The organism is Halomonas koreensis, assembly GCF_031451675.1.
Lineage (GTDB): Bacteria > Pseudomonadota > Gammaproteobacteria > Pseudomonadales > Halomonadaceae > Halomonas > Halomonas koreensis.
In genome coordinates this window covers 1-21,985 of the sequence record NZ_JARWAK010000003.1, presented here as the reverse complement: position 1 = coordinate 21,985, position 21,985 = coordinate 1, and the positions used below count along the sequence as shown (strand labels likewise).

Annotated in this window: 20 protein-coding genes; 9 read left to right on the top strand and 11 right to left on the bottom strand. The window is 71.4% G+C overall.

The features are described from left to right. The first annotated feature begins 118 nt into the window (after positions 1-118). Positions 119-802 (top strand): glutathione S-transferase family protein, encoded by a 684-nt coding sequence (locus tag QC818_RS04375; RefSeq protein WP_309651630.1) that lies wholly within the window; start codon positions 119-121, stop codon positions 800-802. Here QC818_RS04375 and QC818_RS04370 read toward each other — a convergent pair. From QC818_RS04370 to metG, 9 genes are all read right to left on the bottom strand, one after another. After that, positions 799-1,548: a YdcF family protein gene (locus tag QC818_RS04370; RefSeq protein WP_309651629.1), complete on the bottom strand. Its 750-nt coding sequence runs from the start codon at positions 1,546-1,548 to the stop codon at positions 799-801. The two genes, QC818_RS04375 and QC818_RS04370, sit on opposite strands and share 4 nt — an antisense overlap. A gap of 36 nt (positions 1,549-1,584) precedes the next feature. Beyond that, complete coding sequence (gene nth / locus QC818_RS04365; protein WP_309651628.1) at positions 1,585-2,220, bottom strand: endonuclease III; 636 nt, start codon at positions 2,218-2,220, stop codon at positions 1,585-1,587. Between the two features lie 17 nt (positions 2,221-2,237). Continuing rightward, positions 2,238-2,951, bottom strand: a complete 714-nt coding sequence (locus tag QC818_RS04360; protein WP_309651627.1) for an electron transport complex subunit E — start codon at positions 2,949-2,951, stop codon at positions 2,238-2,240. After that, the gene (locus QC818_RS04355; protein ID WP_309651626.1) at positions 2,948-3,586 is read right to left on the bottom strand and encodes an RnfABCDGE type electron transport complex subunit G; all 639 of its coding nucleotides are present in this window, start codon (positions 3,584-3,586) and stop codon (positions 2,948-2,950) included. Before QC818_RS04355 ends, QC818_RS04360 begins: the two co-directional genes overlap by 4 nt. Further along, on the bottom strand, positions 3,583-4,644 hold the full coding sequence (locus tag QC818_RS04350) for an RnfABCDGE type electron transport complex subunit D (protein WP_309651625.1): 1,062 nt from the start codon (positions 4,642-4,644) through the stop codon (positions 3,583-3,585). Before QC818_RS04350 ends, QC818_RS04355 begins: the two co-directional genes overlap by 4 nt. After that, positions 4,641-6,341, bottom strand: a complete 1,701-nt coding sequence (rsxC, locus tag QC818_RS04345; RefSeq protein ID WP_309651624.1) for an electron transport complex subunit RsxC — start codon at positions 6,339-6,341, stop codon at positions 4,641-4,643. Before rsxC ends, QC818_RS04350 begins: the two co-directional genes overlap by 4 nt. After that, a complete protein-coding gene (gene rsxB / locus QC818_RS04340; protein WP_309651623.1) occupies positions 6,334-6,960 on the bottom strand; it encodes an electron transport complex subunit RsxB in 627 nt (208 codons plus the stop codon). The genes rsxC and rsxB overlap by 8 nt, the downstream gene beginning before the upstream one ends. A gap of 15 nt (positions 6,961-6,975) precedes the next feature. After that, positions 6,976-7,557: an electron transport complex subunit RsxA gene (gene rsxA, locus QC818_RS04335; RefSeq protein ID WP_309651622.1), complete on the bottom strand. Its 582-nt coding sequence runs from the start codon at positions 7,555-7,557 to the stop codon at positions 6,976-6,978. Between the two features lie 90 nt (positions 7,558-7,647). Next, entirely contained in the window at positions 7,648-9,684 is a 2,037-nt protein-coding gene (metG, locus tag QC818_RS04330) for a methionine--tRNA ligase (RefSeq protein ID WP_309651621.1), read from the bottom strand. 215 nt (positions 9,685-9,899) lie between these two features. Here metG and QC818_RS04325 point away from each other — a divergent pair, with 215 nt between their 5' ends. The 3 genes from QC818_RS04325 to QC818_RS04315 all read left to right on the top strand — a co-directional run bounded on the left by QC818_RS04325 (position 9,900) and on the right by QC818_RS04315 (position 12,300). Beyond that, positions 9,900-10,586, top strand: coding sequence for a TVP38/TMEM64 family protein (locus QC818_RS04325; protein ID WP_309651620.1), 687 nt, complete (start codon positions 9,900-9,902; stop codon positions 10,584-10,586). A gap of 40 nt (positions 10,587-10,626) precedes the next feature. Further along, positions 10,627-11,658 carry an outer membrane protein assembly factor BamB family protein gene (locus QC818_RS04320; RefSeq protein ID WP_309651619.1) on the top strand — a complete coding sequence of 344 codons (1,032 nt, stop codon included), beginning with the start codon at positions 10,627-10,629 and terminating at the stop codon, positions 11,656-11,658. A gap of 102 nt (positions 11,659-11,760) precedes the next feature. Next, entirely contained in the window at positions 11,761-12,300 is a 540-nt protein-coding gene (locus QC818_RS04315) for a cytochrome P460 family protein (RefSeq protein ID WP_309651618.1), read from the top strand. A gap of 62 nt (positions 12,301-12,362) precedes the next feature. Here the strand turns inward: QC818_RS04315 and thiI are convergent, their stop codons facing one another. Beyond that, positions 12,363-13,859, bottom strand: a complete 1,497-nt coding sequence (thiI, locus tag QC818_RS04310; protein WP_309651617.1) for a tRNA uracil 4-sulfurtransferase ThiI — start codon at positions 13,857-13,859, stop codon at positions 12,363-12,365. Positions 13,860-13,964: 105 nt separating this feature from the next. Then, complete coding sequence (locus QC818_RS04305) at positions 13,965-14,246, bottom strand: hypothetical protein (RefSeq protein ID WP_309651616.1); 282 nt, start codon at positions 14,244-14,246, stop codon at positions 13,965-13,967. Positions 14,247-14,653: 407 nt separating this feature from the next. On the opposite strand from QC818_RS04305, the gene QC818_RS04300 reads away from it, so the two are divergent. From QC818_RS04300 to QC818_RS04280, 5 genes are all read left to right on the top strand, one after another. Continuing rightward, on the top strand, positions 14,654-16,564 hold the full coding sequence (locus QC818_RS04300; protein ID WP_309651615.1) for a TolC family outer membrane protein: 1,911 nt from the start codon (positions 14,654-14,656) through the stop codon (positions 16,562-16,564). A 75-nt stretch (positions 16,565-16,639) separates the two neighbouring features. Further along, positions 16,640-18,781 carry a type I secretion system permease/ATPase gene (locus QC818_RS04295; protein ID WP_309651908.1) on the top strand — a complete coding sequence of 714 codons (2,142 nt, stop codon included), beginning with the start codon at positions 16,640-16,642 and terminating at the stop codon, positions 18,779-18,781. Then, positions 18,778-20,205 carry an HlyD family type I secretion periplasmic adaptor subunit gene (locus tag QC818_RS04290; RefSeq protein WP_309651614.1) on the top strand — a complete coding sequence of 476 codons (1,428 nt, stop codon included), beginning with the start codon at positions 18,778-18,780 and terminating at the stop codon, positions 20,203-20,205. The genes QC818_RS04295 and QC818_RS04290 overlap by 4 nt, the downstream gene beginning before the upstream one ends. Continuing rightward, positions 20,205-20,810 (top strand): helix-turn-helix domain-containing protein, encoded by a 606-nt coding sequence (locus QC818_RS04285; protein ID WP_309651613.1) that lies wholly within the window; start codon positions 20,205-20,207, stop codon positions 20,808-20,810. The genes QC818_RS04290 and QC818_RS04285 overlap by 1 nt, the downstream gene beginning before the upstream one ends. Before the next feature lie 151 nt (positions 20,811-20,961). Further along, the coding region (locus QC818_RS04280; protein ID WP_309651612.1) for a retention module-containing protein at positions 20,962-21,985 on the top strand (1,024 nt) is incomplete at its 3' end.

Below are 21,985 nucleotides of genomic sequence, written 5' to 3'. Positions count from 1 at the left end.
CGTCATCGAAGCCGTTGTCATCGTTGTTTTTCCCAGTCTAGTGACGCGTCATGGACCGGCAAAGACGACCTTGGCCCAAGCCGGTTACACTGGCCGCCCATCGCCAAGGAGGTCGAGCATGATTCGCGTGCATCATCTGGAGAATTCCCGCTCCCAGCGGGTGTTATGGCTGCTGGAGGAACTGGGCGTCGACTACGAGGTCGTGACCTACCGGCGCGATCCCGAGACCCTGCTGGCCCCGGCCTCGCTCAAGGCCGTGCATCCGCTCGGCAAGTCGCCGGTGATCACCGACGAGGGGCGGGACGGGCGCGCCGTCGCCGAGTCCGGGGCCATCCTCGAGTACCTGCTCGAGCACTACGATCCCGAGCATCGCCTGGCGCCGGCCCCGGGCGGCGACGACCGCGAGCGCTACCGTTTCTGGCTGCACCACGCCGAGGGATCGGCGATGCCGCCGCTGGTCATGCGCCTGGTGTTCTCGCGCCTGTCGAAGCCGCCGGTACCGGCGCTGCTCCGGCCGCTGGGGCGCCGGTTCGCCGGTGGCGTGGACGACAACTTCCTGGCGCCGCGCATCGCCGAGCTGCGCGACTACTGGGAGGCCGAGCTCGAGCGCGGCTCCTGGTTCGCCGGCGAGGCCTTCAGCGCGGCGGACATCCAGATGAGCTTCCCGGTGCTGGCCCTGGAGAGCCGCGGCGGGCTCGCCGGCGCGCCCCGGCTGCAGGCCTTCCTGGATCGCTGCCGGGAGCGTCCCGCCTACCAGAGGGCCATCGAGCGGGGCGGCGAGTTCTCGCTGGTCGGCGGCTAACGCAGCAGTTCGTCCTTGAGCCACAACTCGCCGCGGCCCAGCCATTCGCGCAGCGCCCGGGTGCTCTGGTGGAGGTGGTAGGCGCTCGGCCGCCAGGCGGCGAGTCCGCCGGGCGGCGGGCTGGCGAACTCGGTGGGCGCGGGCGTCACCGTCAGGCCGGCGCGCTCGAAGGCGGCGGCGGCCCGCGGCAGGTGCCAGGCCTGGGAGACCAGGGCCACATGGCCGATGCCCTCGGCGGCGAGCATCTCGGCGCTGAAGCGGGCGTTTTCCGCGGTGCTCGCGCTGCGGCCCTCCAGCCAGCGCACCGGGACCTCGAAGACCTCGCGCAGGGCCGCGGCCATCAGGCTGGCCTCGGCGCTGTGCTCGTCATGGACGCGCCCGCCGCTGACCAGGATCGGCCGGCCGCTGCGGCGATGCAGGAAGGCGCCATAGGCCAGGCGGCGCCAGGTGGCGTTGGCCGGGGCGTCGCCCCAGCCGAACTCCGGCGCCGCATAGTCGCGGCCGCCGCCGAGGATGACGATGGCCCCGGCGCCGTCCAGACGCGGGCTGGCCGCCAACGCCGGCGGCTCCAGCCCCTGGCGCAGGGCGTGACTGGCCAGCGGGGTCGCCAGCGCCACCAGGCCGCCCAGCCCGAGGACCACCAGCAGGCCGCCGATCAGCTGGCGGCGCATCCACAGCAGCCCGCCGAGCAGGATCAGCCAGGCATTGAGCAGCGGGGGCAGCAGCAGGGTCTCGAGCAAAGCCATGGGACATCTCCGGATGGTGGGGGTGGGCGAGCGCCGCTAGAGCTCGACCTTGTCGGGATACTCGCAGAGGTCCTCGATCACGCAACTGCCGCAGCGAGGCTTGCGCGCCAGGCAGGTGTAGCGGCCGTGGAGGATCAGCCAGTGGTGGGCGTCCTGGCGGAACTCTCGGGGCACGTGGCGCAGCAGCTTTTTCTCCACCTCGACGACGTCCTTGCCCTTGGCCAGGCCGGTGCGATTGGACACCCGGAAGATATGGGTGTCCACGGCGATGGTGGGCTGGCCGAAGGCGGTGTTGAGGATGACGTTGGCGGTCTTGCGGCCGACGCCGGGCAGCGCCTCCAGGGCCTTGCGGGTGCGGGGGACCTCGCCGCCGTGCCGGTCCACCAGGATCCGGCAGGTCTTCATCAGGTTCTCGGCCTTGGTGTTGTAGAGCCCGATGGTCTTGATGTGCTCCTTGAGCCCGTCCAGCCCCAGCTCGAGGATGGCCTGCGGGGTGTTGGCCTCGGGGAAGAGTCGGGCGGTGGCCTTGTTGACCCCCACGTCGGTGGCCTGGGCGGAGAGCAGCACGGCGGCGAGCAGCTCGAAGGGCGTCGACCAGTGGAGCTCGGTGGTCGGCTCGGGGTTGTGCTCGCGCAGCCGGGCGAAGATCTCGTGGCGTTTCTGGGCATTCATGGCGGTGTGCACTTCCTTCAGCGGATGGTCCCGGTGACCCGGACGCGGCGCTCCTCACGGGGCATCGCGGGCCGGCGGGCCCGGCGACGGCGCGCGAGGCGGTCGTCGATGACGTTCTTCAGGGCGATCAACAGGCCGGTGGCGAAGAAGGCGCCGGGCGGCAGCACCAGGAACAGGACGTTCAGGTCGGGGAAGACGGTGAGCTCCCAGCCGGCGGCCGCCGGCCCCAGTAGCAGGTCCATGCCGCTGAACAGGGTGCCCTGGCCGAACAGCTCGCGGATCGCGCCCAGCAGCACCAGCACGCCGGCGAAGCCCAGGCCGGTCATCAGGCCGTCGGTGGCGGCGGGCAGCGGCGGCTGGCGGGAGGCGAAGGCCTCGGCGCGGCCGAGGATGGCGCAGTTGGTGACGATCAGCGGGATGAAGATGCCGAGGATGCGATACAGCTCGAAGGCGTAGGCGGCCATCAAGAGTTCGGCGCAGGTGACGAAGGCGGCGATGATCATCACGAAGGCCGGCAGGCGCACCGTGGGAGTGACCCGATGGCGGATCAGCGACACCGCCAGGTTGGAGCCCAGCAGCACCAGCAGGGTGGCCAGCGCCAGCCCCAGGGCGTTGACCACCGTGCTGGAGACCGCCAGCAGCGGGCAGAGGCCGAGCAGCTGGACCAGGGCCGGATTGTTGGACCAGAGCCCGTCGCGGACGATCTGGCCGAGGGGCGGGGCATCGTTCATGGGCGGTCTCCGCGGTGGGGGGGAGCGAGCAGCGCGTCGCGCTCGGCGTCGAACCAGCGCAGCGCCGCGTGGACGGCCTCGACCACCGCCCGGGAGGTGATGGTGGCGCCGGTCAGGGCGTCGATGCCGCCGCCGTCCCGGTCGACGGCCCAGCCGCCGGCGGGCGGGGCGGCCAGGGAGTGTCCGGCGAACTGTCGGATCCAGTCGCTCTTGCGGGCCTCGATGCGGTCGCCGAGCCCCGGCGTCTCGCGGTGCTCGGCGACCCGCACCCCGCTGAGCCGGCCCGTGGCATCGATGCCCACCACCAGCGCGATGCGCCCGCTGTAGCCGGCGTCGGTGGCGACCGGCAGCACCACGCCGCGCAGCCGATCGCCGGCCCGGGCCTGCCACAGGGTGAAGGGCGCGGCCTGGCCGAGCGCCGGCGCGGCGGGATGGCGCCGGGCATGGTCGAGCGGGTCGCCGTCGTAACCGGCCGGAGCGACCTCGACGATCGCCTGGCGCTGGGCGGCCTGGCGGTTGTTGGCGATGCGCTCGGCGGTCAACGCCCGGGTCACGGCCACGCTGCCGGCGGTGATCAGGGCGAAGGCCGCCAGGCCCAGGGCGGCCCGGGCCATGGCGCGGGGCAGGGCGCTCATCGGTCGTCCTCCCGGGCGGCGATGCCCCGGGTGGCGGCGGCATGGCCATAGGCCCGGGGCTCGGTGTAGTAGTCGAGCAACGGGGCGGCCAGGTTCATCAGCAGCACGGCGAAGGCCACCGCGTCCGGGTAGCCCCCGAAGGCGCGGATCAGCACCACCAGGGCGCCGATGCCGGCCCCGTAGAGCCAGCGGCCGCGGCGGCTGGTGGCGGCGCTGACCGGGTCGGTGGCGATGAAGAAGGCGCCGAAGACGGCGGCCCCGCCGAGCAGATGGAAGAGCGGCGAGCCCTGGTGGCTGGGGCTGGCCGCGTAGAGCAGGGCGGCCAGCAGCGCCAGGCTGGCCAGCATGGCCGCGGGGATCTGCCAGCCGATGATCCGCTTGTAGAGCAGCAGCGCGCCGCCGGCCAGCCAGGCCAGGGCCACCTGGCGCCAGGCGGTCAGCGCCCCCTCGGGCAGCGGCGAGGCGGCCCAGAACTCGGCGGCCATCAGCCCCTCGGGCTTGTGCTTGAAGGCGTCCAGCGGGGTGGCGCCGCTCAGCGCGTCCAGGGTCTCCAGCGTGGCCAGGCCGGCGAACTGGCGCAGGACCTCGCCGAGGGGCTGCGCCTCGGGCCCGACCAGGCCGGTCGGCGCGGCCCACAGGCTCATCGGCACCGGGAAGGACACCAGCAACACGGCGTAGCCGACCATGGCCGGGTTGAAGGGGTTGTGCCCCAGGCCGCCGTAGAGCTGCTTGGCCACCACGATGGCGGCGATCATGCCGGTCAGGATCAGCCACCAGGCGCTGCCCGGCGGCAGGCTGGCGCCCAGCAGCACGCCCGTGACCAGGGCGCTGTTGTCGGCCAGGGTGGCGCCGGCCGGACGACCCCGCAGGCGCAGCACGGCGGCCTCCAGGCCGACACCCAGCGCCGCGGCGAAGGCCACGTTGGTGAGGACCCCCCAGCCGAAATGCCAGCTCAGGGCGGCGATGCCCGGCAGGGTGGCGATCAGCAGCCAGCCCATCACCGCGGCGGTGCCGGCCGGGCGTCGCGAGGGCGTCTGGGCGGCGTGCATCAGGCTCATGGGGTCTTCTCCTCGGCATCCCGGGCGGCCTGCAGCCGGGCCTCGGCCGCCTGCAGGTTCTCACGGGCGGTGGCCAGCTGGGTCTCCAGGTCGGCGATCACCGCCGGGTCCTGCTCGCCGCCCTCGGCGGCGCGGGTCAGGGCCTTCTGGGCCTTGCGCTCGGCGGCCCTGGCGGCGGTCTCGGCGATACGCAGCCCGCGCAGGTCGGCGGCGGGCTCGGCCGGCTGTGCCTCGCCGGCGGGGCGCCGGCGAGGCCGGGCGGCGGCCTGCTTGCGGGCCGCGCGGCGGGCCTCCTTCTCGGCCGCCTCCCGAGCCAGCCGGGCCTGGCGGAACTCGAAGCGGTGGCGGGCGTGGTCGGCCCGGGCCGCCTCGCGGCGCCGGGCGCGGATGGCATCCTTGCCGGCCCGGAAGTACTGGGCCAGGGGGATGTGGCTGGGGCAGACGTAGTCGCAGGCGCCGCACTCGATGCAGTCGAAGAGGTGGAAGCGCTCGGCCTTGTCGTGCTCCCGGCCCCGGGCGAACCAGTAGAGCTGCTGGGGCAGCAGGCCCGCCGGGCAGGCTTCCTCGCAGGCCCCGCAGCGGATGCAGGGCTGCTCGGGCGGCGGGTCGGGGAGCTCCTCGCGGGTGGCGGCGATCAGGCAGTTGGTGGCCTTGACCACCGGCAGGTCGAGCTCGCCCAGGGCGCGGCCCATCATCGGGCCGCCCATCACCAGGCGGTGCAGGGCCGGGCGCGCGAGGCCGGCGTCCTCCAGCAGCTCGGCGATGGGGGTGCCGAGCCGGGCGACGACGTTGCCGGGACGGGCCAGGGCCTCGCCGGTCAGGGTCACGACGCGCTCCACCAGCGGGCGGCCGTCGCGTACCGCGGCGAGCGCCGCCCGCAGGGTGCCGGGGTTGTGGCAGTGGGCGCCGACGTCGGCGGGCAGGCCGCCGCTGGGCACCTCGCGGCCCAGCAGGCGCTTGATCAGCTGGCGCTCGCCGCCGCTGGGATAGCGGGTGGCGATCACGCGGATCTCGGCGGGCGTGTCGTCATGCCCCGAGGCCGCCAGCGCCGCTTCCAGGGCGGCCAGGGCCTCGGGCTTGTCGTCCTCGATGCCGACCAGGATGCGCGCGGCCCCGGCCAGCCGGGCCATCATACGCGCGCCTTCGAGCACCTCGGCGGCGTGATGGCGCAGCAGCAGGTCGTCGGCGCTGATGTAGGGCTCGCACTCGGCGGCATTGACCACCAGGGTATCGACCTCGTGCAGCTCGCGGATGCGCGCCTTGACCTGGGCGGGAAAGGCCGCACCGCCGAGGCCCACCACCCCGGAGGCGTCCAGCCGGGCCAGCAGGGCGTCGTCGTCGGTGGCTCGCCAGTCCAGGGACGGCAGGGTCCACCAGTCGTCCTCGCCCTCGGCGTCGATGACCACACAGGGGCCGCGGCTGCCGTCGTGCAGCGGCCGCTCCTCCAGGGCGGCGACCCGGCCGGTCACGCTGGCATGCACCTCCGCCGAGACCAGGCCCGCGGCCCGAGCCACGGGCTCGCCGGTACGCACCCGCTGGCCGACCCGGACGCAGGGCTCCGCCGGGGCGCCAGCATGCTGGGCCAGTGGCAGCACCACCCGGGCCGGCCGGGCCGCCTCGCGCAGCGGCGCCCGGGTGGCCCGGGCCTTGCGGGTCGGTGGCGTGATGCCGCCGGGGAAGTCCAGGCGCTCAACCATGCCGGGCCTCCCGGTCGCTAGCGATCAGCGCGCCGTCCCGGGCCGGGGTCGGCAGCACCGGGCGGTGCCCGGGCCCGGCGGGCAGGGGCGTGGCGGCTTCGTCGGCGGCGGGACGCGGCAGCATGTCGATGCAGTCCACGGGGCAGGGCTCCACGCACAGGTCGCAGCCGGTGCACTCCTCGGCGATCACGGTGTGCATGTGCCGGGCCGCGCCGAGGATGGCGTCCACCGGGCAGGCCTGGATGCACTTGGTGCAGCCGATGCATTCGTCCTCGCGGATGAATGCCACCCGGGGAGTGTCCTCGGCCTCGCCGTCCAGGGGCAGCGGCTCGCGGCCCAGCAGGTCGGCCAGGGCGGCGATGGTGGCCTCGCCCCCCGGCGGGCAACGGTTGATCGCCTCGCCCTCGACGATGGCCTCGGCGTAGGGGCGACAGCCCGGATGGCCGCACTGGCCGCACTGGGTCTGGGGCAGCAGGGCGTCGATCCGCTCGACCACCGGGTCGCCCTCGACCCTGAAGCGCTCGCCGGCGAAGCCCAGCAGGGCGCCGAAGGCCCCGGACAGGCCCACCAGGGTCAAACCGGCGACCAGGATGCCGTTGTCGAGCAGGGCATCAAGCATCGGTGAGGCTCCCACTCATAGTTGCACAAGACCCGAAAAGCCCATGAAGGCCAGCGACATCAGGCTCGCCGTGATCATGGCGATGGCGGCCCCCTGGAAGGGGCGCGGCACGTCGGCGGTGGCCAGGCGCTCGCGCAGGGCGGCGAACAGCACCAGCACCAGCGAGAAGCCCACGGCGGCGCCGAAGCCGTAGAGGGCGGCCTCCAGGAAGGTCGAGCCGCGGTTGAGGGTCAGCAGGGCGACCCCGAGCACCGCGCAGTTGGTGGTGATCAGCGGCAGGAAGATGCCCAGCACCTGGTGCAGCAGGGGGCTGGTCTTGCGCACCACCAGCTCGGTGAACTGCACCACCACGGCGATCACCAGGATGAAGGCGATGGTGCGCAGGTACTCGAGGCCCAGGGGGGCGAGCAGCAGATGATGGACCAGGTAGCTGGCCACCGAGGACAGGGTCAGCACGAAGGTGGTGGCCAGCGACATCCCCATGGCCGACTCCAGCTTGCCGGAGACGCCCATGAACGGGCACAGGCCCAGGAACTGCACCAGCACGAAGTTGTTGACCAGTGCGGTGCCGACCAGGATCAGGAAGAAATCGGTCATCGGTATCCCAGCGTCGAGTGACGAGCGACGGGCTGCGAGCCGGCCGGCATCGCCTTCGCCGCTCGTGACCCGTCGCTCGAGGCTTGACCGTCAGCTGACCCGCTGGCCCGGCTGGGCGCCGGAGTGGGGCTCGAGCAGGTAGATGCCGTCGTCGTCGCCGGCGGCCAGCACCATGCCTTCCGAGACGCCGAAGCGCATCTTGCGCGGCGCCAGGTTGGCGACCATCACCGTCAGGTGGCCCTCCAGGGCCTCGGGGGCATAGGCCTTGCGGATGCCGGCGAAGACGCTGCGGGTCTCGCCGCCTAGGTCCAGGGTGAGCCGGAGCAGCTTGTCGGCGCCCTCGACGTACTCCGCCTTGGCGATGCGGGCGATGCGCAGGTCGACCTTGGCGAAATCGTCGAAGGCGATCGTCTCGGCGATCGGCTCGTCGGCCAGCGGCCCCTTGGGGGTTTCCTTGAGCTTCTGTTCTTCCACCAGGTCCTCCTTCGACGCCTCGATCATGGCGTCGATGCGGTCGCGCTCGACCCGGGTCATCAGCGGCTTGAACTTGGCGATCGGGTGATCGAGGAGCAGTTCCTGGCGGCTGTCCCAGTCGAGGCTGTCGAGTTTCAGGAAGGCGCGGGCGCCCTCGGCCATGGCCGGCACCACCGGCGCCAGGTAGACCATCAGCTGGCGGAACAGGTTGATGCCCACCGAGCAGATGTCGAGCACCTCCTGCTCGCGGCCTTCCTGCTTGGCCAGCACCCAGGGCTCGGCCTCGGCGATGTAGGCGTTGGCCTCGTCGGCCAGCTCCATCACCTTGCGCATGGCGCGGCCGAACTCCCGGGCCTCGTAGTGCTCGGCGATCTCGTCGCCGGCGGCGACGAAGCGCGCCACCAGCTCGGGCTTGGCGCAGTGGGCGGAGAGCCTGCCGCCGCCGAGCTTCTTGACGAAGCCGGCGCAGCGGCTGGCGATGTTGACCACCTTGCCGACCAGGTCCGCGTTGACCCGCTGGGCGAAGTCCTCGAGGTTGAGGTCGAGGTCGTCGACCCCGGCGGTGAGCTTGGCGGCGAAGTAGTAGCGCAGGTACTCGGGATTGAGGTACTCGGCGTAGGTGGCGGCCTTGATGAAGGTGCCCCGCGACTTGGACATCTTGGCGCCGTTGACGGTGACGAAACCGTGGCAGTTCACCGCCGTGGGGGTGCGGAACTCGGCGCCGTGGAGCATGGCCGGCCAGAACAGCGCATGGAAGTAGACGATGTCCTTGCCGATGAAGTGATAGACCTCGGCGTCGGAGTCCTTGCGCCAGTAGGCGTCGAAGTCGATGCCCTCGCGCTCGCAGAGGTTCTTGAAGCTCGCCAGGTAGCCGATCGGCGCGTCCAGCCAGACGTAGAAGTACTTGCCCGGGGCGTCGGGGATCTCGAAGCCGAAGTAGGGGGCGTCGCGGGAGATGTCCCACTCGTTGAAGCCGGACTCGAACCACTCCATCAGCTTGTTGCGGATCTGGGGCTGGACGTGGTCGTCGTCGATCCAGCCCTGCAGGAAGCGGGCGAAGTCCGGCAGCTTGAAGAAGTAGTGGGTGGAGCTTCTTACCTCGGGGGTGGCGCCGGAGATCGCCGAGAGCGGATCGATCAGCTCGGCCGGGGTGTAGGTGGCGCCGCAGGCCTCGCAGTTGTCGCCGTACTGGTCGGGGGTATGGCACTTCGGGCAGGTGCCCTTGATGAAGCGGTCGGCCAGGAACAGCCCCTTGACCGGGTCGTACATCTGCTCGATGTCACGGGTGGCGATGTGGCCCTGGTCGCGCAGCCGGGTGTAGATCAGCTCGCTGAAGTGCCGGTTCTCCTCGGAGTGGGTCGAGTGGTAGTTGTCGAAGGCCACCCCGAAGCGCGCGAAGTCCTCCTGGTGCTCCCGGCTGACCCGGTCGATCAGCGCCTGGGAACTGATGCCCTCCTGCTCGGCGCGCAGCATGATGGCGGTGCCGTGGGCGTCGTCGGCGCAGACGTAGTGGCAGTCATGGCCACGGCTCTTCTGGAAGCGCACCCAGATGTCGGTCTGGATGTACTCCAGCAGATGGCCCAGGTGGATGGCGCCGTTGGCGTAGGGCAGGGCACTGGTGACCAGGATCTTGCGCGGGGCGGTGTTCGACATGGTGGCTCTGAGGTTCCCGTAAGCGTGGATCATGGCGGCCGACTCGATGCCCGGGCGACGTCGAGGCCGTCATGCGAAAGGTCCGTGAAATCAGGCTCCCGATTGTAGCATCTTCCCCGCGCGCTGCATCCGCCGCCGGCGCCCTACACTGAAGGCAAGCGATGGCGTCCCGGGCGGGGCGCCTCGTGCGACGGGCGGCCCGTGGGGGCATGAGGATGAGCGCGGTCAGGCGAGCCTGGCTGGGCGCCGCGGCGTTGTTGCTGCTGGTGGCGCTCGGCCTCTGGTTGTATCGGCAGGGACTTCTCGATCCCGGGCGGCTGGAGCGGCTGAGCGTCGCCCTCGGTCCCTGGGGGCCGCCGATGCTGGCCGGGGTGATGGCGCTGACCGTGGTGGTGGGGCCGATTCCCACCATGGTGGTGAGCGTCGCGGCGGGCATGCTCTATCATCCCCTGGTGGCCTTCTCGCTCAGCATGCTGGGGGCCCTGGCCGGCGCCGGCATCAGCTTCTGGATCGCCCGCCTGCTGGGGCGACCGCTCATCGAGCGTCTCTTCCGCGGCCATGTGGCGCTCTTTCCCCAATGCCCCCAGCACATCCTCTTCGCCATGGTGCTGCTGGCGCGGCTGATCCCGGTGGTCTCCTTCGCCCTGGTCAGCTATGCGGCGGGGTTGACCGTGCTCACCACCGGGCGCTTCCTGCTGGCCTCCGGCCTCGGCATGGCGCCCATGACCCTGCTCTACGTCCTGGCCGGCAAGGGCATGGCCATCGACAGCGGCTGGGCGATGGGGGTGGGGCTGCTGGCGTTCTGCTTCCTGGTGGCCCTGCCGACACTCGTCGACAGGGGCTGGATCCCCGTGCCGGAACGTTGGAAGGGCTTCATCGAGCATCTTCGCCATCCTCGCTAGCCTGGGTAACAGCGATGGCTGATCTGCGAGGTGGCGTAGCATGAGGCGATGGGGGCTGTTGGTCGTGCTGTTGGCGGGGAGCTGGCTGGGGCCGGCGGGCCCCGCCCGAGCCGCGGACTATCCCGAGAACCCCCTGGTGGCCGAGGCGACGTTGTTCGCCTCCCATCAGGGCGTGATGCGTTTCGACGGTGGCGGCGACGCACCCCGCTGGCGGGCCCTGGCGGGCGAGCAGACCTTCGAGCCGGTGCGGGCCGGCGGTCGCCTGCTGGTCGGCACCAGCGCCGGCCTGGTCGCGCTGGAGGCCGGCAGCGGCGAGCCGTTGTGGCGCCGCTTCGCCGATGCCACCGTCTTCTCGCCCACCCGGGACGGCGAGCGGGCCTATGCCGCCGCGCGAGACGGCGAGCTGCGCGCCCTGACCGTCGCCGGCGGCGAGCTGCTCTGGACGCGTCGCTTCGAGGGCTGGATCTATCCGCCGGCCCTCCAGGACGGGGTGCTGGTCACCGGCGGCCAGGGGGCGACGCTGACGGGGCTCGACCCTGGCTCGGGCGCCATCCGCTGGCAGCGCGCGCTGGGCCAGGAGCTGGTGTACCGCCCCGTGGCCGGCGGCGATGCCGTCTACGTGACCACCTTCGCCGGCGAGGTGCTGGCCATCGACGCCGCCTCGGGCGAGGTGCGCTGGCGCCGACGAGAGCCCGTGGCCGCCACGAGCCCCCGGGTCGGGAACGGCCGCCTCTACCTGCCGCGCTTCGACGGTGTCCTGCGGGTGCTCGACGCGGGCACCGGCGAGCCCCTGGCCCGGCGGGCCCTGGCGGATGACCTCATGGCCGTCCATCTCGACGAGGGCGGCATCGTGGTCACCCATGCCGACGGTCGCGTCGCCGTGCTTGCACCGGACGACCTGGCCATCCGCTGGGAAGGGGCCCTGTCCGGGCCGCCGGCGGTCGGGGCCCGGTTGATCGACGGACGCCTGCTCGGCGTGGTCGGGCCGGAGGGGCGTCTCGAGTGTCGCCGTCTGCGCTCGGTGCAGGGAAGCGCCGAGTCCTCCTCCTTCGGGGGAACCGCTTGTCCCTGATGCAGAAAGAACCGGCTTGCCTGTAAGGTTCGGCCGTCCCTGGCCACCAACCCCTGCAAGCCTCGATCTCACAAGACCGACAAGACGCAATGGAGGTCTTCCATGAACATGAAGACGATGCTCGGGACCATCGGCGCCGGCCTGCTGCTGGGAGCTCAGGCCGCCTCGGCGGCCCCCTTCGGTGGCGAGGAGGACACGGCCTATGCGGCCTCGCTCTGGAATGCCCTCACCGAGGCCAACCTGGTCGGCGAGGGGCGCACCATGTCCGCCCCCTACACCGGCCAGCACCCTCATGGGGCCATCCTCGACACCATCGACGGCGAGGTCACCGTCGAGGGCACCACGGGACCGGTGATCATCAAGCGCAACTACGGCGGAGAGGGCGTCACCCGGCAGGCGGTGTGGAACGCTCCCGATGACTACCTGGGCGCGGTGACGGTGATGTTCAAGCGCGAGGGGTACGATCCCGACAACCACGACTGGTTCTGGGTCAAGTACCTGCCCAGCGGCGAGCTGGCCACCAACCCCAAGGGCGTGCCGCTGGCCGGGCGAGTCGCCAAGGGCATGGACCAGGGCTGCATCGCTTGCCATAGCGCCGCCCCGGGCGGCGACATGGTGTTCGGTCACGACCGGATCCAGTAAGGCGCCTCGGGCAGGGGGTACCCTGCCCGAACCGCGCCGCGCCGCGCCCGTCAGCGGCTCCCTCAGCCGGCGGGCGCGGCGCGCCGATAGACGCCGAAATGATGCAGGCCACGATCCGCCAGGTGAAGCGCCTGCATGCGGCTCATCACCCCCTGGTCGCAGTACAGCAGGTACTGCCGGTCGCCGGGTAGCTGCGGCGCGCGCTCCTGCAGCTCGTAGAAGGGGATGCGCATCGTCGGCACCTCCGGGAGCTCCAGGGGCGATGCCTCCTGCTCGTCTTCCCGGCGGATGTCGATCACGCAGGGCGCCTCCAGGCGGGCCAGCGTCTCGGGGGAGTCCACAGTCAGCACCTCGGCGGGCGCCGGGGGCGCCTCGTCGGCAGCCGGCGCCAGGCGATCGATGCCGGTGGTGGTGGCGGCCTCCAGGGCGGCCTCGAGGACGCCGTAGTCGAATTCGGCCTCGGCAGCGGCGATGGCCTCGGCCGGGGCCTTGTTGTGCGGGCGACGGGAGATCACGCCGCAGTACTCGGGCATCGTCTCGGCGAAGCGGGCGGTGTCCAGCCGGCGCGCCTGGTCGATGATGTCCTGCTTGTCGTCGGTCAGCACCGGGCGCAGGATCGGCATCTCGCTGGCGGCGTCGATCTGCCCCAGGTTGGCCAGCGTCTGGCTCGAGACCTGGGCGATGGCGTCACCGGTCACCAGGGCGGGAATGCCCGTCCGGCGAGCCATGCGGTTGGCCGCCCGGACCATCATCCGCTTGAGCACCACCCCCATCAGGCCATCGGGAATCGAGCGCAGGATCTCGCCGACCACTCCCTCGAAGGGCACGGAGATGAACTTCACCTTGTGGGAGGCGCCGTAGCGGGCCCAGAGATGGTGGCTCACCTCCCGAACGCCGGCTTCGTGGGCCGGCCCCCCGAGATTGAAGAACAGGAAGTGCGTCTTCACGCCGCGACGCATCATCTTCCAGGCCGCCACCGGCGAGTCGAAGCCGCCGGAGATCAGCGCCAGGGCCTGGCCCTGCATGCCCAGGGGGTAGCCGCCGAGCCCCTGCCAGCGGGCGCGGATCACCTGAAGGCGGCGATCGTTGAGCTCCACCGGCACCACCACCTCGGGATGCTTCAGGTCGACTCGGGCATCGGCGGCGGCCGACAGCAGCCGGCCGCCCAAGTGACGCTCGAGGTCGGCGGAGGTGAAGTCGTGGTGCCCGCGGCGTTTCGCCGTGACCCGGAAGCGGCGCCCGGCGACGGCCGAGCGCCACACCGGGACGATGCGGTCGGCGGCCTGGTCGAGGGACTCGAAGGTCACTTCCTCGGTGGCCAGGATCTGCTGGATGCCGGGGATCCGGGTCAGGGCGTCCTCGATCTCCGCCACGGCGTGTTCGGCGATGCCGTCGGGCAGGCGCACGCGGATGGCATCCCACTGGTCCTTGACCCGCACGCCGGGGTCGAGGCGGCGCAGGGTGTTGCGGATGTTGGCCGTCAGGCTGCGCGTCATCTGCTGACGGACCGAGCGGGACTTGATGGTGATCTCGGGATGGAGCTTGAGGAGGTAGAGCATGCGGGCAGGCGTTGAAAAAGTGTCGGGCCATTGTATCAGCTGCGCCCCGCGGGCGCAGGCCGGGTAGGCGACCGGGCGCCGCCGATCGCCTCCCGTCACGGGGCGTCAGTAGAGGGCTTGCTCCTCGCGAACCACTTCCTTGAGCAGCTCGAGGAAGAGGCGATCGGCCTCCGAGTGCTCGGCGGGATCCTCGGGGATATGCACGCTGGTGGTCTCCGAGATCTCGTTGGCGATGCGCGCCATGACCTCCGCCTGGTCGCCCTCGCCCAGCCGCTCGCGGGCGATCAGCAACGACTGCTCGAGGATCCGCGGGTCCTGCAGCAGTTTCTTGATGAAGCCGCGTAGCTCGTTGATGACGCGGGTCTTTTGAATCTCCGATGAGGACATGCCGTTCTCCTTGTGCGGACCGGAACGATTTTACGCCGACGATACCATGTTTGGGTCCTGCGGTGAGAGCGCCATGGCGGGCGGCCCCCCCCCGATGCCACGGGCCTCCGTGGCGCACGGGCCTCCGTGGCGGGGTAGCAGATTCCTGGTGCGTTGAACCTGGCTTTGCTGGCAAACCCATCAAAGTCAATTACGCTATGTAACAGAGTGTATTCTAATACAGCGGCACGAGCCGGTCGGGTGTCTCGCCTCAGTCGTTGCGGAGTGGCGAGGCGCCGAACGGGTCGTTGCCGGTTGGGGGAGGGGCCAGCTGCCTGGCCGAGACATGCCGAGGGGCACGGCCAAGGGCGTCGCGCCCATCACCGGACGATGACAATAACGAAGGACAATGAGGGTAGGTATTCGCCATGATTCGCCCGAGCATCACCGCATCGCCCCGCGCTCGCGGGAGCCGTTTCGCCCTGGGGCTGGCCGCCGGCGCGGGGCTCGTCCTGATGCCCATCGCCGCGGCGGTGGGCCAGTCCCTGCCCGCGGGGCTGTCGTCGCCCGGCTCGGCGGATCTGCGCGGGGTCGTCCAGGAGGCGATTTCCACCAATCCCGAGGTGCAGGCCGCCTGGCGAGAGTTCCAGGCCTCCGGCCATGATCGCCGTGCCGCCTGGGGCAACTACCTGCCCAGCGTCGACGTCAACGCCGGGGTGGGGCGCGAAGACCGGGAGAACGACGCCCGGGGCAGCTACGACACCGACTATGCCGAGCTGACCCTGACGCAGATGCTCTATGACGGCTTCGCCACCAGCAGCGAGGTGGAGCGACTGGACCGCGCCCAGTTGGTGCGTTACTACGAGCTGCTCGGCGCCAGCGAGGAGACGGCCCTCGAGGCGGTGCGCGCCTACCTCGACGTGCAGCGTTATCGCGAGCTGGTGCGTCTGGCCCAGGACAACTACCGCAAGCACCTCGAGGTTTTCAACCAGATCGAGGAGAAGGCGATGTCCGGGGCCGGACGCCGGGTGGATCTCGAGCAGATCAGCGGGCGCCTGGCCCTGGCCGAGTCCAACCTGATGACCGAGGCCTCGAACCTGCATGACGTCACGGCCCGCTATCAACGCATCGTCGGCGAGCTGCCGGCGGCGTCGCTGGCCGCGGCGCCGACCTTCGGCGAGCGTCTGCCCGGCGACGTCTCCCAGGCTCTCGAGCTGGCCTTCCAGGGCAATCCGGACTTCCATGCCGCGATCGAGAACATCGCCGCCTCCCGCGCCGAACGCGAAGGCACCCGCTCGGCCTTTCACCCGCAGCTGGACCTGGTGGCGCGCACCGGGACCTACAAGGACGGGGACACCGGCACGGTGCTGAGCCCGGACGAGCGCCAGGATCGCCACAGCGTCGAGCTGGTGGCCAGCATGAACCTGTATCGCGGCGGCAGCGACCTGGCGAGCTTCCGGGCCGCCAGCGATCGGGTCGAGCAGGCCATGCACCTGCGCGAGAAGGCGTGCGTGGATGTGCGCCAGACCACCCAGATCGCCTACAACGACACCCAGCGGCTGCGCGAGCAGCTCGAGTACCTGAACCAGCACCGCCTGTCGACCAACCGGGTGCGGGGGGCGTACCAGCAACAGTTCGACATCGGCCAGCGCAGCCTGCTGGACGTGCTCGACACCGAGAACGAGTACTTCGAGGCCAGCCGCGCCTACGTCAATGCCCAGTACGATACCGCCCTGGCCGATGCCCGGACCCTGGCGGCCATGGGCCAGCTGATGCAGACCCTGGAGGTGCGTCGCGCCGACATGCCGACCCTGGCCGAGCTGGGCAGCGACGGCGTGGCCCTGGAGCCGGAGACGGTCTGTCCCGCACCCGGCCCCACCGGCTACACCCTGGCCGACTTCACCGGCGGCATCACCGCGCCGCCTACCCGGGCGCCGGATGTCACCCTCTCGGCGGATGCCCTCTTCGAGATCAACAGCGCCGAGCTCAGCGCCGAGGCTCGCCGCGAGCTGTCGTCGCTGGCCGAGCAGATCCGCGGCCGCGACGACCTGGTGCGGGTCTACATCGCCGGCCACGCCGACTCGACCGGCACCGATGCCATCAACGAGCCGCTGTCCCGGCGCCGGGCGCGCAGCGTCGGCGATTACCTCGTCGCCCAGGGCGTGGAGGCCTCGCTGATCCAGACCGAGGGGTTCGGTTCCCGCCAGCCCGTGGCCAGCAATGCCACCGTGGAGGGGCGCCGTCAGAACCGCCGCGTGGAGGTCACCCTGGAACGGGTCGGCGAGAATCTCGACATGACCCGCCGCGCCATCGGTGGCGGCGACTCCCATGCGGGCTGAGCGGCCGCAGGGCATTGAGCCCCGCACCCGCCGGAAGAGGTGCGAGTGACACAGCGGGAAGCGATCGACGATGGCATGGCGGCCGATCCGGCCGTGGGGGACGAGCTGCTCGAGTGCCTGGTGACCATCGCCCGGTCCCATGAGCACGAGGTGAACCGCGAGTCCCTCACCGCCGGTTTGCCGCTGGAGGAGGGGCGTCTCACCCCCGGGGTGTTCCCCCGTGCCGCGGACCGCGCCGGCCTGTCGGCGCGGCTGGTCCGGTCGCGCCTGGTGCAGCTCAACCCCGAGCTGTTTCCCGTCGTGCTGTTGCTCGAGCCCGGGCGGGCCTGCGTACTGCTGGGCCTGGACCTGGCGTCGCGCCGCGCCCGGGTGATCTTTCCCGAGCTCGGGGAGGCGGCCACCGAGGTCGAGCTGGATGGCCTCCAGGCCAGCTACAGCGGTCGGGCCATCTACGTACGGCCGCGCTTCCGCTTCGACGCCCGCGGCCCCGAGGTCAAGGAGACCGCCGGGCGGCACTGGTTCTGGGGAGTGATCCGCGAGAACCGCCGCCTCTATCGCGACGTCATCCTCGGCTCGGTGGTGATCAACCTCTTCGCGCTGGCGATGCCGCTGTTCGTCCTCAACGTCTATGACCGGGTGGTGCCCAATCACGCCACCGACACCCTCTGGGTGCTGGCGGTCGGCGTCTTCGTGGTGCTGGGCTTCGACCTGGTGCTGCGCCTGATGCGCAGCGCCTTCGTGGACCTGGCGGCCAGCCGCGCCGACGTCAAGCTCTCGGCGCGACTGATGCGCCAGGTGCTGGGGCTGCGCATGGCCGCGCGGCCGGCCTCCACGGGCTCCTTCGCGTCGATGCTGCAGTCGTTCGAGTCGGTGCGCGCCTTCATCGGCTCGGCCACGGTGGTGGGGCTGGTGGACCTGCCCTTCGTGCTGATGTTCGCGGCGATCATCGCCCTGATCGGCCCGCCCCTGGTGATTCCGGTGCTGGCGGGCATCGCCTTCGTGCTGCTCTATGCCCTGGCCGCCCAGGGCAAGCTGCACGAGCTGTCGGAGACCACCTGGCGGGCCGGCGCCCAGCGCAACGCCACCCTGGTGGAGTCCATCGCCCAGCTCGAGACGCTCAAGGCCCTGCGGGCGGAGAGCCGCATCCAGGGCATCTGGGAGCGAGCCTCGGCCTATCTGTCGCGGACCAGCGCCCGGCTGCGCCTGATCAGCTCGTCGGTCACCAGCGTGGCGCTGTGGGCCCAGCACAGCGTGGCGGTGGTGGTGGTGATCATCGGGGTCTACCTGATCGTGGCCGGGGAGCTGACCCAGGGTGGGTTGATCGCCGCCTACCTGCTGTCGTCCCGGGCCATGGCCCCGGTGAGCCAGGCCGCCGCCCTGCTGGCGCAGTACCACCAGGCGAGCACGGCCCTGCAGTCGCTGGACGGCATGATGGCGCTGCCCGTCGAGCGGCCGGAGGGGCGCCACTGCGTCGACCGCCCGGTCGTCCAGGGCGATATCCGCTTCGACGGGGTGCACTTCCGCTACCCCGGCGAGCAGGTCGAGGCGCTGCGCGACGTCTCGCTGCGCCTCGCGCCGGGCGAGAAGGTGGCCATCCTGGGGCGGGTGGGCTGCGGCAAGACCACGCTGCACAAGCTGCTGCTGGGCCTCTACGAGCCCGGCGCCGGCGGCGTGCGCCTGGATGGCGTCGACGTGCGCCAGTACGAGCCCGCCCAGCTGCGTCGCCACTTCGGCTATGTACCTCAGGACGTCAGCCTCTTCCAGGGCTCGCTGCGCGACAACATCGTCGCCGGGGCGGGCAGCGATGTCGTCGACGACCAGGCGCTGCTGCGGGCCATCCGGCTCGCCGGGCTGGAGCCCCTGGTCGATGGCCATCCCGAGGGCGTCGACCTGGAGGTCGGCGAACGGGGGCAGCGGCTATCCGGCGGGCAGCGCCAGCAGGTGGCCATCGCCCGGGCGCTGATCCAGGATCCGCCGATCCTGCTCCTCGACGAGCCCACCAGCGCCATGGACCATTCCTCCGAGGAGGCACTCAAGGCCCGCCTGCGGGAAGTGGGCGAGGGCAAGACGATGATCGTCATCACCCACCGCACCTCGCTGCTGTCGCTGGTGGATCGCATCCTGGTGCTCGACGCCGGTCAGGTGGTCGCCGACGGCCCGCGCGACAAGATCGTCGAGGCGCTGCGCAAGGGCAAGATCGGGAGGGCTCGCTCATGAGCCAGTCGTCCCGCAGCGCCGAGCAGCGCGGCTTCGAGGCCATCGGGCGCTTCTCCCGGGTGGGCCGCCGGCCCTTCCGGCCGTTCATGGATCGGCTCTTCGCCCGCCGCGTGACCGCGGCGCACCTGGATCGCGACTGGGAGGCCGACGCGGACTGGGCCCGCCTGCAGCAGGAGCCGCTGCGGGCCCGCTGGCTGCTCTACATCGTGGTGCTCGCCGTGGCCACGCTGATCGCCTGGGCCACCCTCGCCCCCATCGACGAGGTCACCCGGGGCACCGGTCGGGTGATCCCCTCCAGCCAGCTGCAGAAGGTCCAGTCCTTCGACGGCGGGGTGGTGCAGGAGATCCTGGTGGAGGAAGGCGATCGCGTCGCCAAGAACGAGCTGCTGATGCGCATCGATCCGACGCGCTTCCTGGCCAACTTCCGCGAGAACCGGGCCAAGGCCGAGTCCCTGGAGGCCAGGGCCGAGCGGCTGCGCGCCCTGGTGACCGATTCGCCGTTCACGCCCTCGCCGTCGCTGGTCGAGGAGGCGCCGAATATCGTGGCCCAGGAGCGCGAGTTGTACCGCAACAACCTGGAGGCCCTGGAGGAGCAGAAGCGGATCCTGCGCGAGCAGCTGGCGCAGCGTCGCGCCGAGCTCGAGGAGGCGCGGTCCCGGCGCGATACCGCGGCCCGCGAGCTGGGCATGGCCGGCCGCGAACTCAACCTGACTCGTCCGCTGCTGGACTCCGGGGCGGTCTCCGAGGTCGAGGTGCTGCGGCTGCGTCGGGAAGTGACCCGGGCCCGCGGCCAGCGCGACCAGGCGGCCGCCCAGGTGGAGCGGCTGGAGGCGGCCATCGAGGAGGCCCAGTCGAAGCTGCGCGAGGTCACCCTCGAGAAGCGCAACGAGTGGCGCAACGAGCTGTCCCGGACCCTGGCCGACCTGGGGGCGCTGGACGAGTCCAGCGAGGGCCTCGAGGATCGGGTCCGGCTGGCCGAGATCCGCTCGCCGGTGGACGGCATCGTGCAGCGGCTGGCCATCAACACCCTCGGCGGGGTCGCCCAGCCGGGCCAGGAGATCGTCGAGGTGGTGCCCACCGACGACACCCTGCTGGTGGAGGCGCGCATCGCGCCCCAGGACATCGCCTTCTTGCGTCCCGGGCAGCCGGCCACCATCAAGCTCACCGCCTATGATTTCGCCATCTACGGCGGGCTCGACGCCGAACTGGTGCACATCAGTCCCGACACCATCACCGACGACGAAGGCAACACCTTCTATCTGGTGCGGGTCAGGACGGTGGCGGGGGACAGCGACCACGAGGCGCTGGACGTGATCCCCGGGATGACCGCCCAGGTCGACATCCTGACCGGCAAGCGCACGGTGATGCAGTACCTGCTCAAGCCGGTGCTGCGGGCCTGGGACAATGCACTGGGAGAGAGGTAATGCAACAGCGCTTCGTCTGCACGGTGCCGGACCTGCTGCCCCGCTGGCGCGAGGCGTTCCCGCATGCCGAATGCGTGACGCCGGCCCGGGCGACGGAGCGGAGCGGCGCCGATCTGCAGGCCTGGGTGGTGATCGAGCCGGGCCAGGACTGGCCCTCCCTGGTGGGGGCCCTGGCCGGTCGCGGGGTGGTCGTCAGCGTGCTGAGCCATTCGCCGGACGCCGCCGAGGCCGGCCGTGCCCTGGCCGCCGGGGCACGGGGCTATGCCCACGCGCTCTCGCCGCCGGAGCTGCTGCGGCAGGTGGCCTTGGTGACCGCCAACCAGGGGATCTGGGTCTGGCCGGAGCTCATGGCCCGAGTCGTCGGCGGGGTCTATCAAGCCCTGGGCGGCGAGGCGAGCCTGGACGACGACCTGCTGGCGCCCTTGACCGATCGCGAGCGGGCCGTGGCGCGGGCGGTGGTGGAAGGCAACCCCAACAAGGCCGTGGCCAGGCAACTGGGCATCACCGAGCGCACCGTCAAGGCGCACCTCGGCGCGGTCTTCCGCAAGCTGGGGGTGCGCGACCGCATGCAGTTGATGCGCAAGCTGTCCCGGCATCCGGAGTGAGCCTGACGGCGCCACGCCGGGCGTTTACGTTTCGTAACCTGTCCTTCGGTCCAATACCCGGGACCGCCTCCCTGACCTAGCTTGTAGGCATCCAGCGCCGATGCGCCCGTGGTGTGGCCTCGGCAGATGTCGATCAAGGGGGAAGGGAACGATGACCATCGCAACCGTGGTATCCATCACCGGCCAGGCCTGGGCGCGCGACGAAGCCGGCAACCTGCGCGAGCTGAGCGTCGGCGACGCCCTGCAGGAGGGCGAGACCCTGGTGACCTCGGACAACGGGCGGGTCGCGCTCGACTTCGGCGACGGACTGGAGCCCACGGTGATCGAGGGCGGGCAGGAGGTCGCGATGACCTCGGATCTCGCCGCGGACGAGCCGGTGGCCAGCGAGGAGGCCAGCGCCCAGGACGATGACATCGAGGCCCTGCTGGCGGCCATCGAGGAAGGCGAGGGCGACCTGCTCGAGGATCTTGACGCCACCGCGGCCGGTGCCGGCGCGGCGGGCGGTGTCGAAGGCGGCCACGGATTCGTTCGCCTGATGCGCATCACCGAGGGCGTCGATCCGCTTGCCTATCAGTTCGGCGCCAATGCCCTCGATGGCGCGGACCAGGTCGAGATCGCCCCGAGCATCGTCGCCGAGGAGGATAGCGTGCCCACGGCCGGCGAGAGCAGCGCGCTGGTCGATGACGAGGGCCTGGCAGGCGGCATCGACGGCGGGGTCGGCGATGACGTCGGCCAGGGCGACGAGACCACCTTCAGCGGCACCCTGGACTTCGCCTTCGGTGGCGACGGGGCGGGCAGCGTCAGCCTGGCGGCGATGGATGGCGCGACCGGGACGGTGGGCACCGAGTCGGTGCGTTACGCCTGGGACGGCGCCACCGGCACCCTGACCGCGACCGTGGACGGTGGCGCGCGGGATGGCAGCGAGCTGTTCAGCGTGGTGATCACCGATGCGCAGAGCGGCGCCTACACGGTCACGCTGCATGACAACGTGCTGCATGCCTCGCTGGATGGCGAGGCCGGGGATGACACCGAGAACGACGCCACGGCGGCGCTGACGTACACGGTGCAGGACGCGGACGGCAGCAGCGCCAACGGCACGCTGACGGTGCGGTTCGACGACGACCTGCCGACGGCCAGCGCGGAAGCGGACCAGTCGGTCGCCGAGGGCGATACCG

Coding starts and splice junctions, on each gene's coding strand:
- metG (WP_309651621.1), bottom strand. CDS start 9,684: ATGTCGAACACCGCCCCGCGCAAGATCCTGGTCACCAGTGCCCTGCCC.
- QC818_RS04285 (WP_309651613.1), top strand. CDS start 20,205: ATGCAACAGCGCTTCGTCTGCACGGTGCCGGACCTGCTGCCCCGCTGG.
- rsxB (WP_309651623.1), bottom strand. CDS start 6,960: ATGCTTGATGCCCTGCTCGACAACGGCATCCTGGTCGCCGGTTTGACC.
- QC818_RS04300 (WP_309651615.1), top strand. CDS start 14,654: ATGATTCGCCCGAGCATCACCGCATCGCCCCGCGCTCGCGGGAGCCGT.
- QC818_RS04320 (WP_309651619.1), top strand. CDS start 10,627: ATGAGGCGATGGGGGCTGTTGGTCGTGCTGTTGGCGGGGAGCTGGCTG.
- QC818_RS04305 (WP_309651616.1), bottom strand. CDS start 14,246: ATGTCCTCATCGGAGATTCAAAAGACCCGCGTCATCAACGAGCTACGC.
- thiI (WP_309651617.1), bottom strand. CDS start 13,859: ATGCTCTACCTCCTCAAGCTCCATCCCGAGATCACCATCAAGTCCCGC.
- QC818_RS04355 (WP_309651626.1), bottom strand. CDS start 3,586: ATGAGCGCCCTGCCCCGCGCCATGGCCCGGGCCGCCCTGGGCCTGGCG.
- QC818_RS04370 (WP_309651629.1), bottom strand. CDS start 1,548: ATGGCTTTGCTCGAGACCCTGCTGCTGCCCCCGCTGCTCAATGCCTGG.
- nth (WP_309651628.1), bottom strand. CDS start 2,220: ATGAATGCCCAGAAACGCCACGAGATCTTCGCCCGGCTGCGCGAGCAC.
- QC818_RS04315 (WP_309651618.1), top strand. CDS start 11,761: ATGAACATGAAGACGATGCTCGGGACCATCGGCGCCGGCCTGCTGCTG.
- QC818_RS04295 (WP_309651908.1), top strand. CDS start 16,640: ATGGCGGCCGATCCGGCCGTGGGGGACGAGCTGCTCGAGTGCCTGGTG.
- rsxC (WP_309651624.1), bottom strand. CDS start 6,341: ATGGTTGAGCGCCTGGACTTCCCCGGCGGCATCACGCCACCGACCCGC.
- QC818_RS04375 (WP_309651630.1), top strand. CDS start 119: ATGATTCGCGTGCATCATCTGGAGAATTCCCGCTCCCAGCGGGTGTTA.
- QC818_RS04325 (WP_309651620.1), top strand. CDS start 9,900: ATGAGCGCGGTCAGGCGAGCCTGGCTGGGCGCCGCGGCGTTGTTGCTG.
- QC818_RS04360 (WP_309651627.1), bottom strand. CDS start 2,951: ATGAACGATGCCCCGCCCCTCGGCCAGATCGTCCGCGACGGGCTCTGG.
- QC818_RS04350 (WP_309651625.1), bottom strand. CDS start 4,644: ATGAGCCTGATGCACGCCGCCCAGACGCCCTCGCGACGCCCGGCCGGC.
- QC818_RS04290 (WP_309651614.1), top strand. CDS start 18,778: ATGAGCCAGTCGTCCCGCAGCGCCGAGCAGCGCGGCTTCGAGGCCATC.
- rsxA (WP_309651622.1), bottom strand. CDS start 7,557: ATGACCGATTTCTTCCTGATCCTGGTCGGCACCGCACTGGTCAACAAC.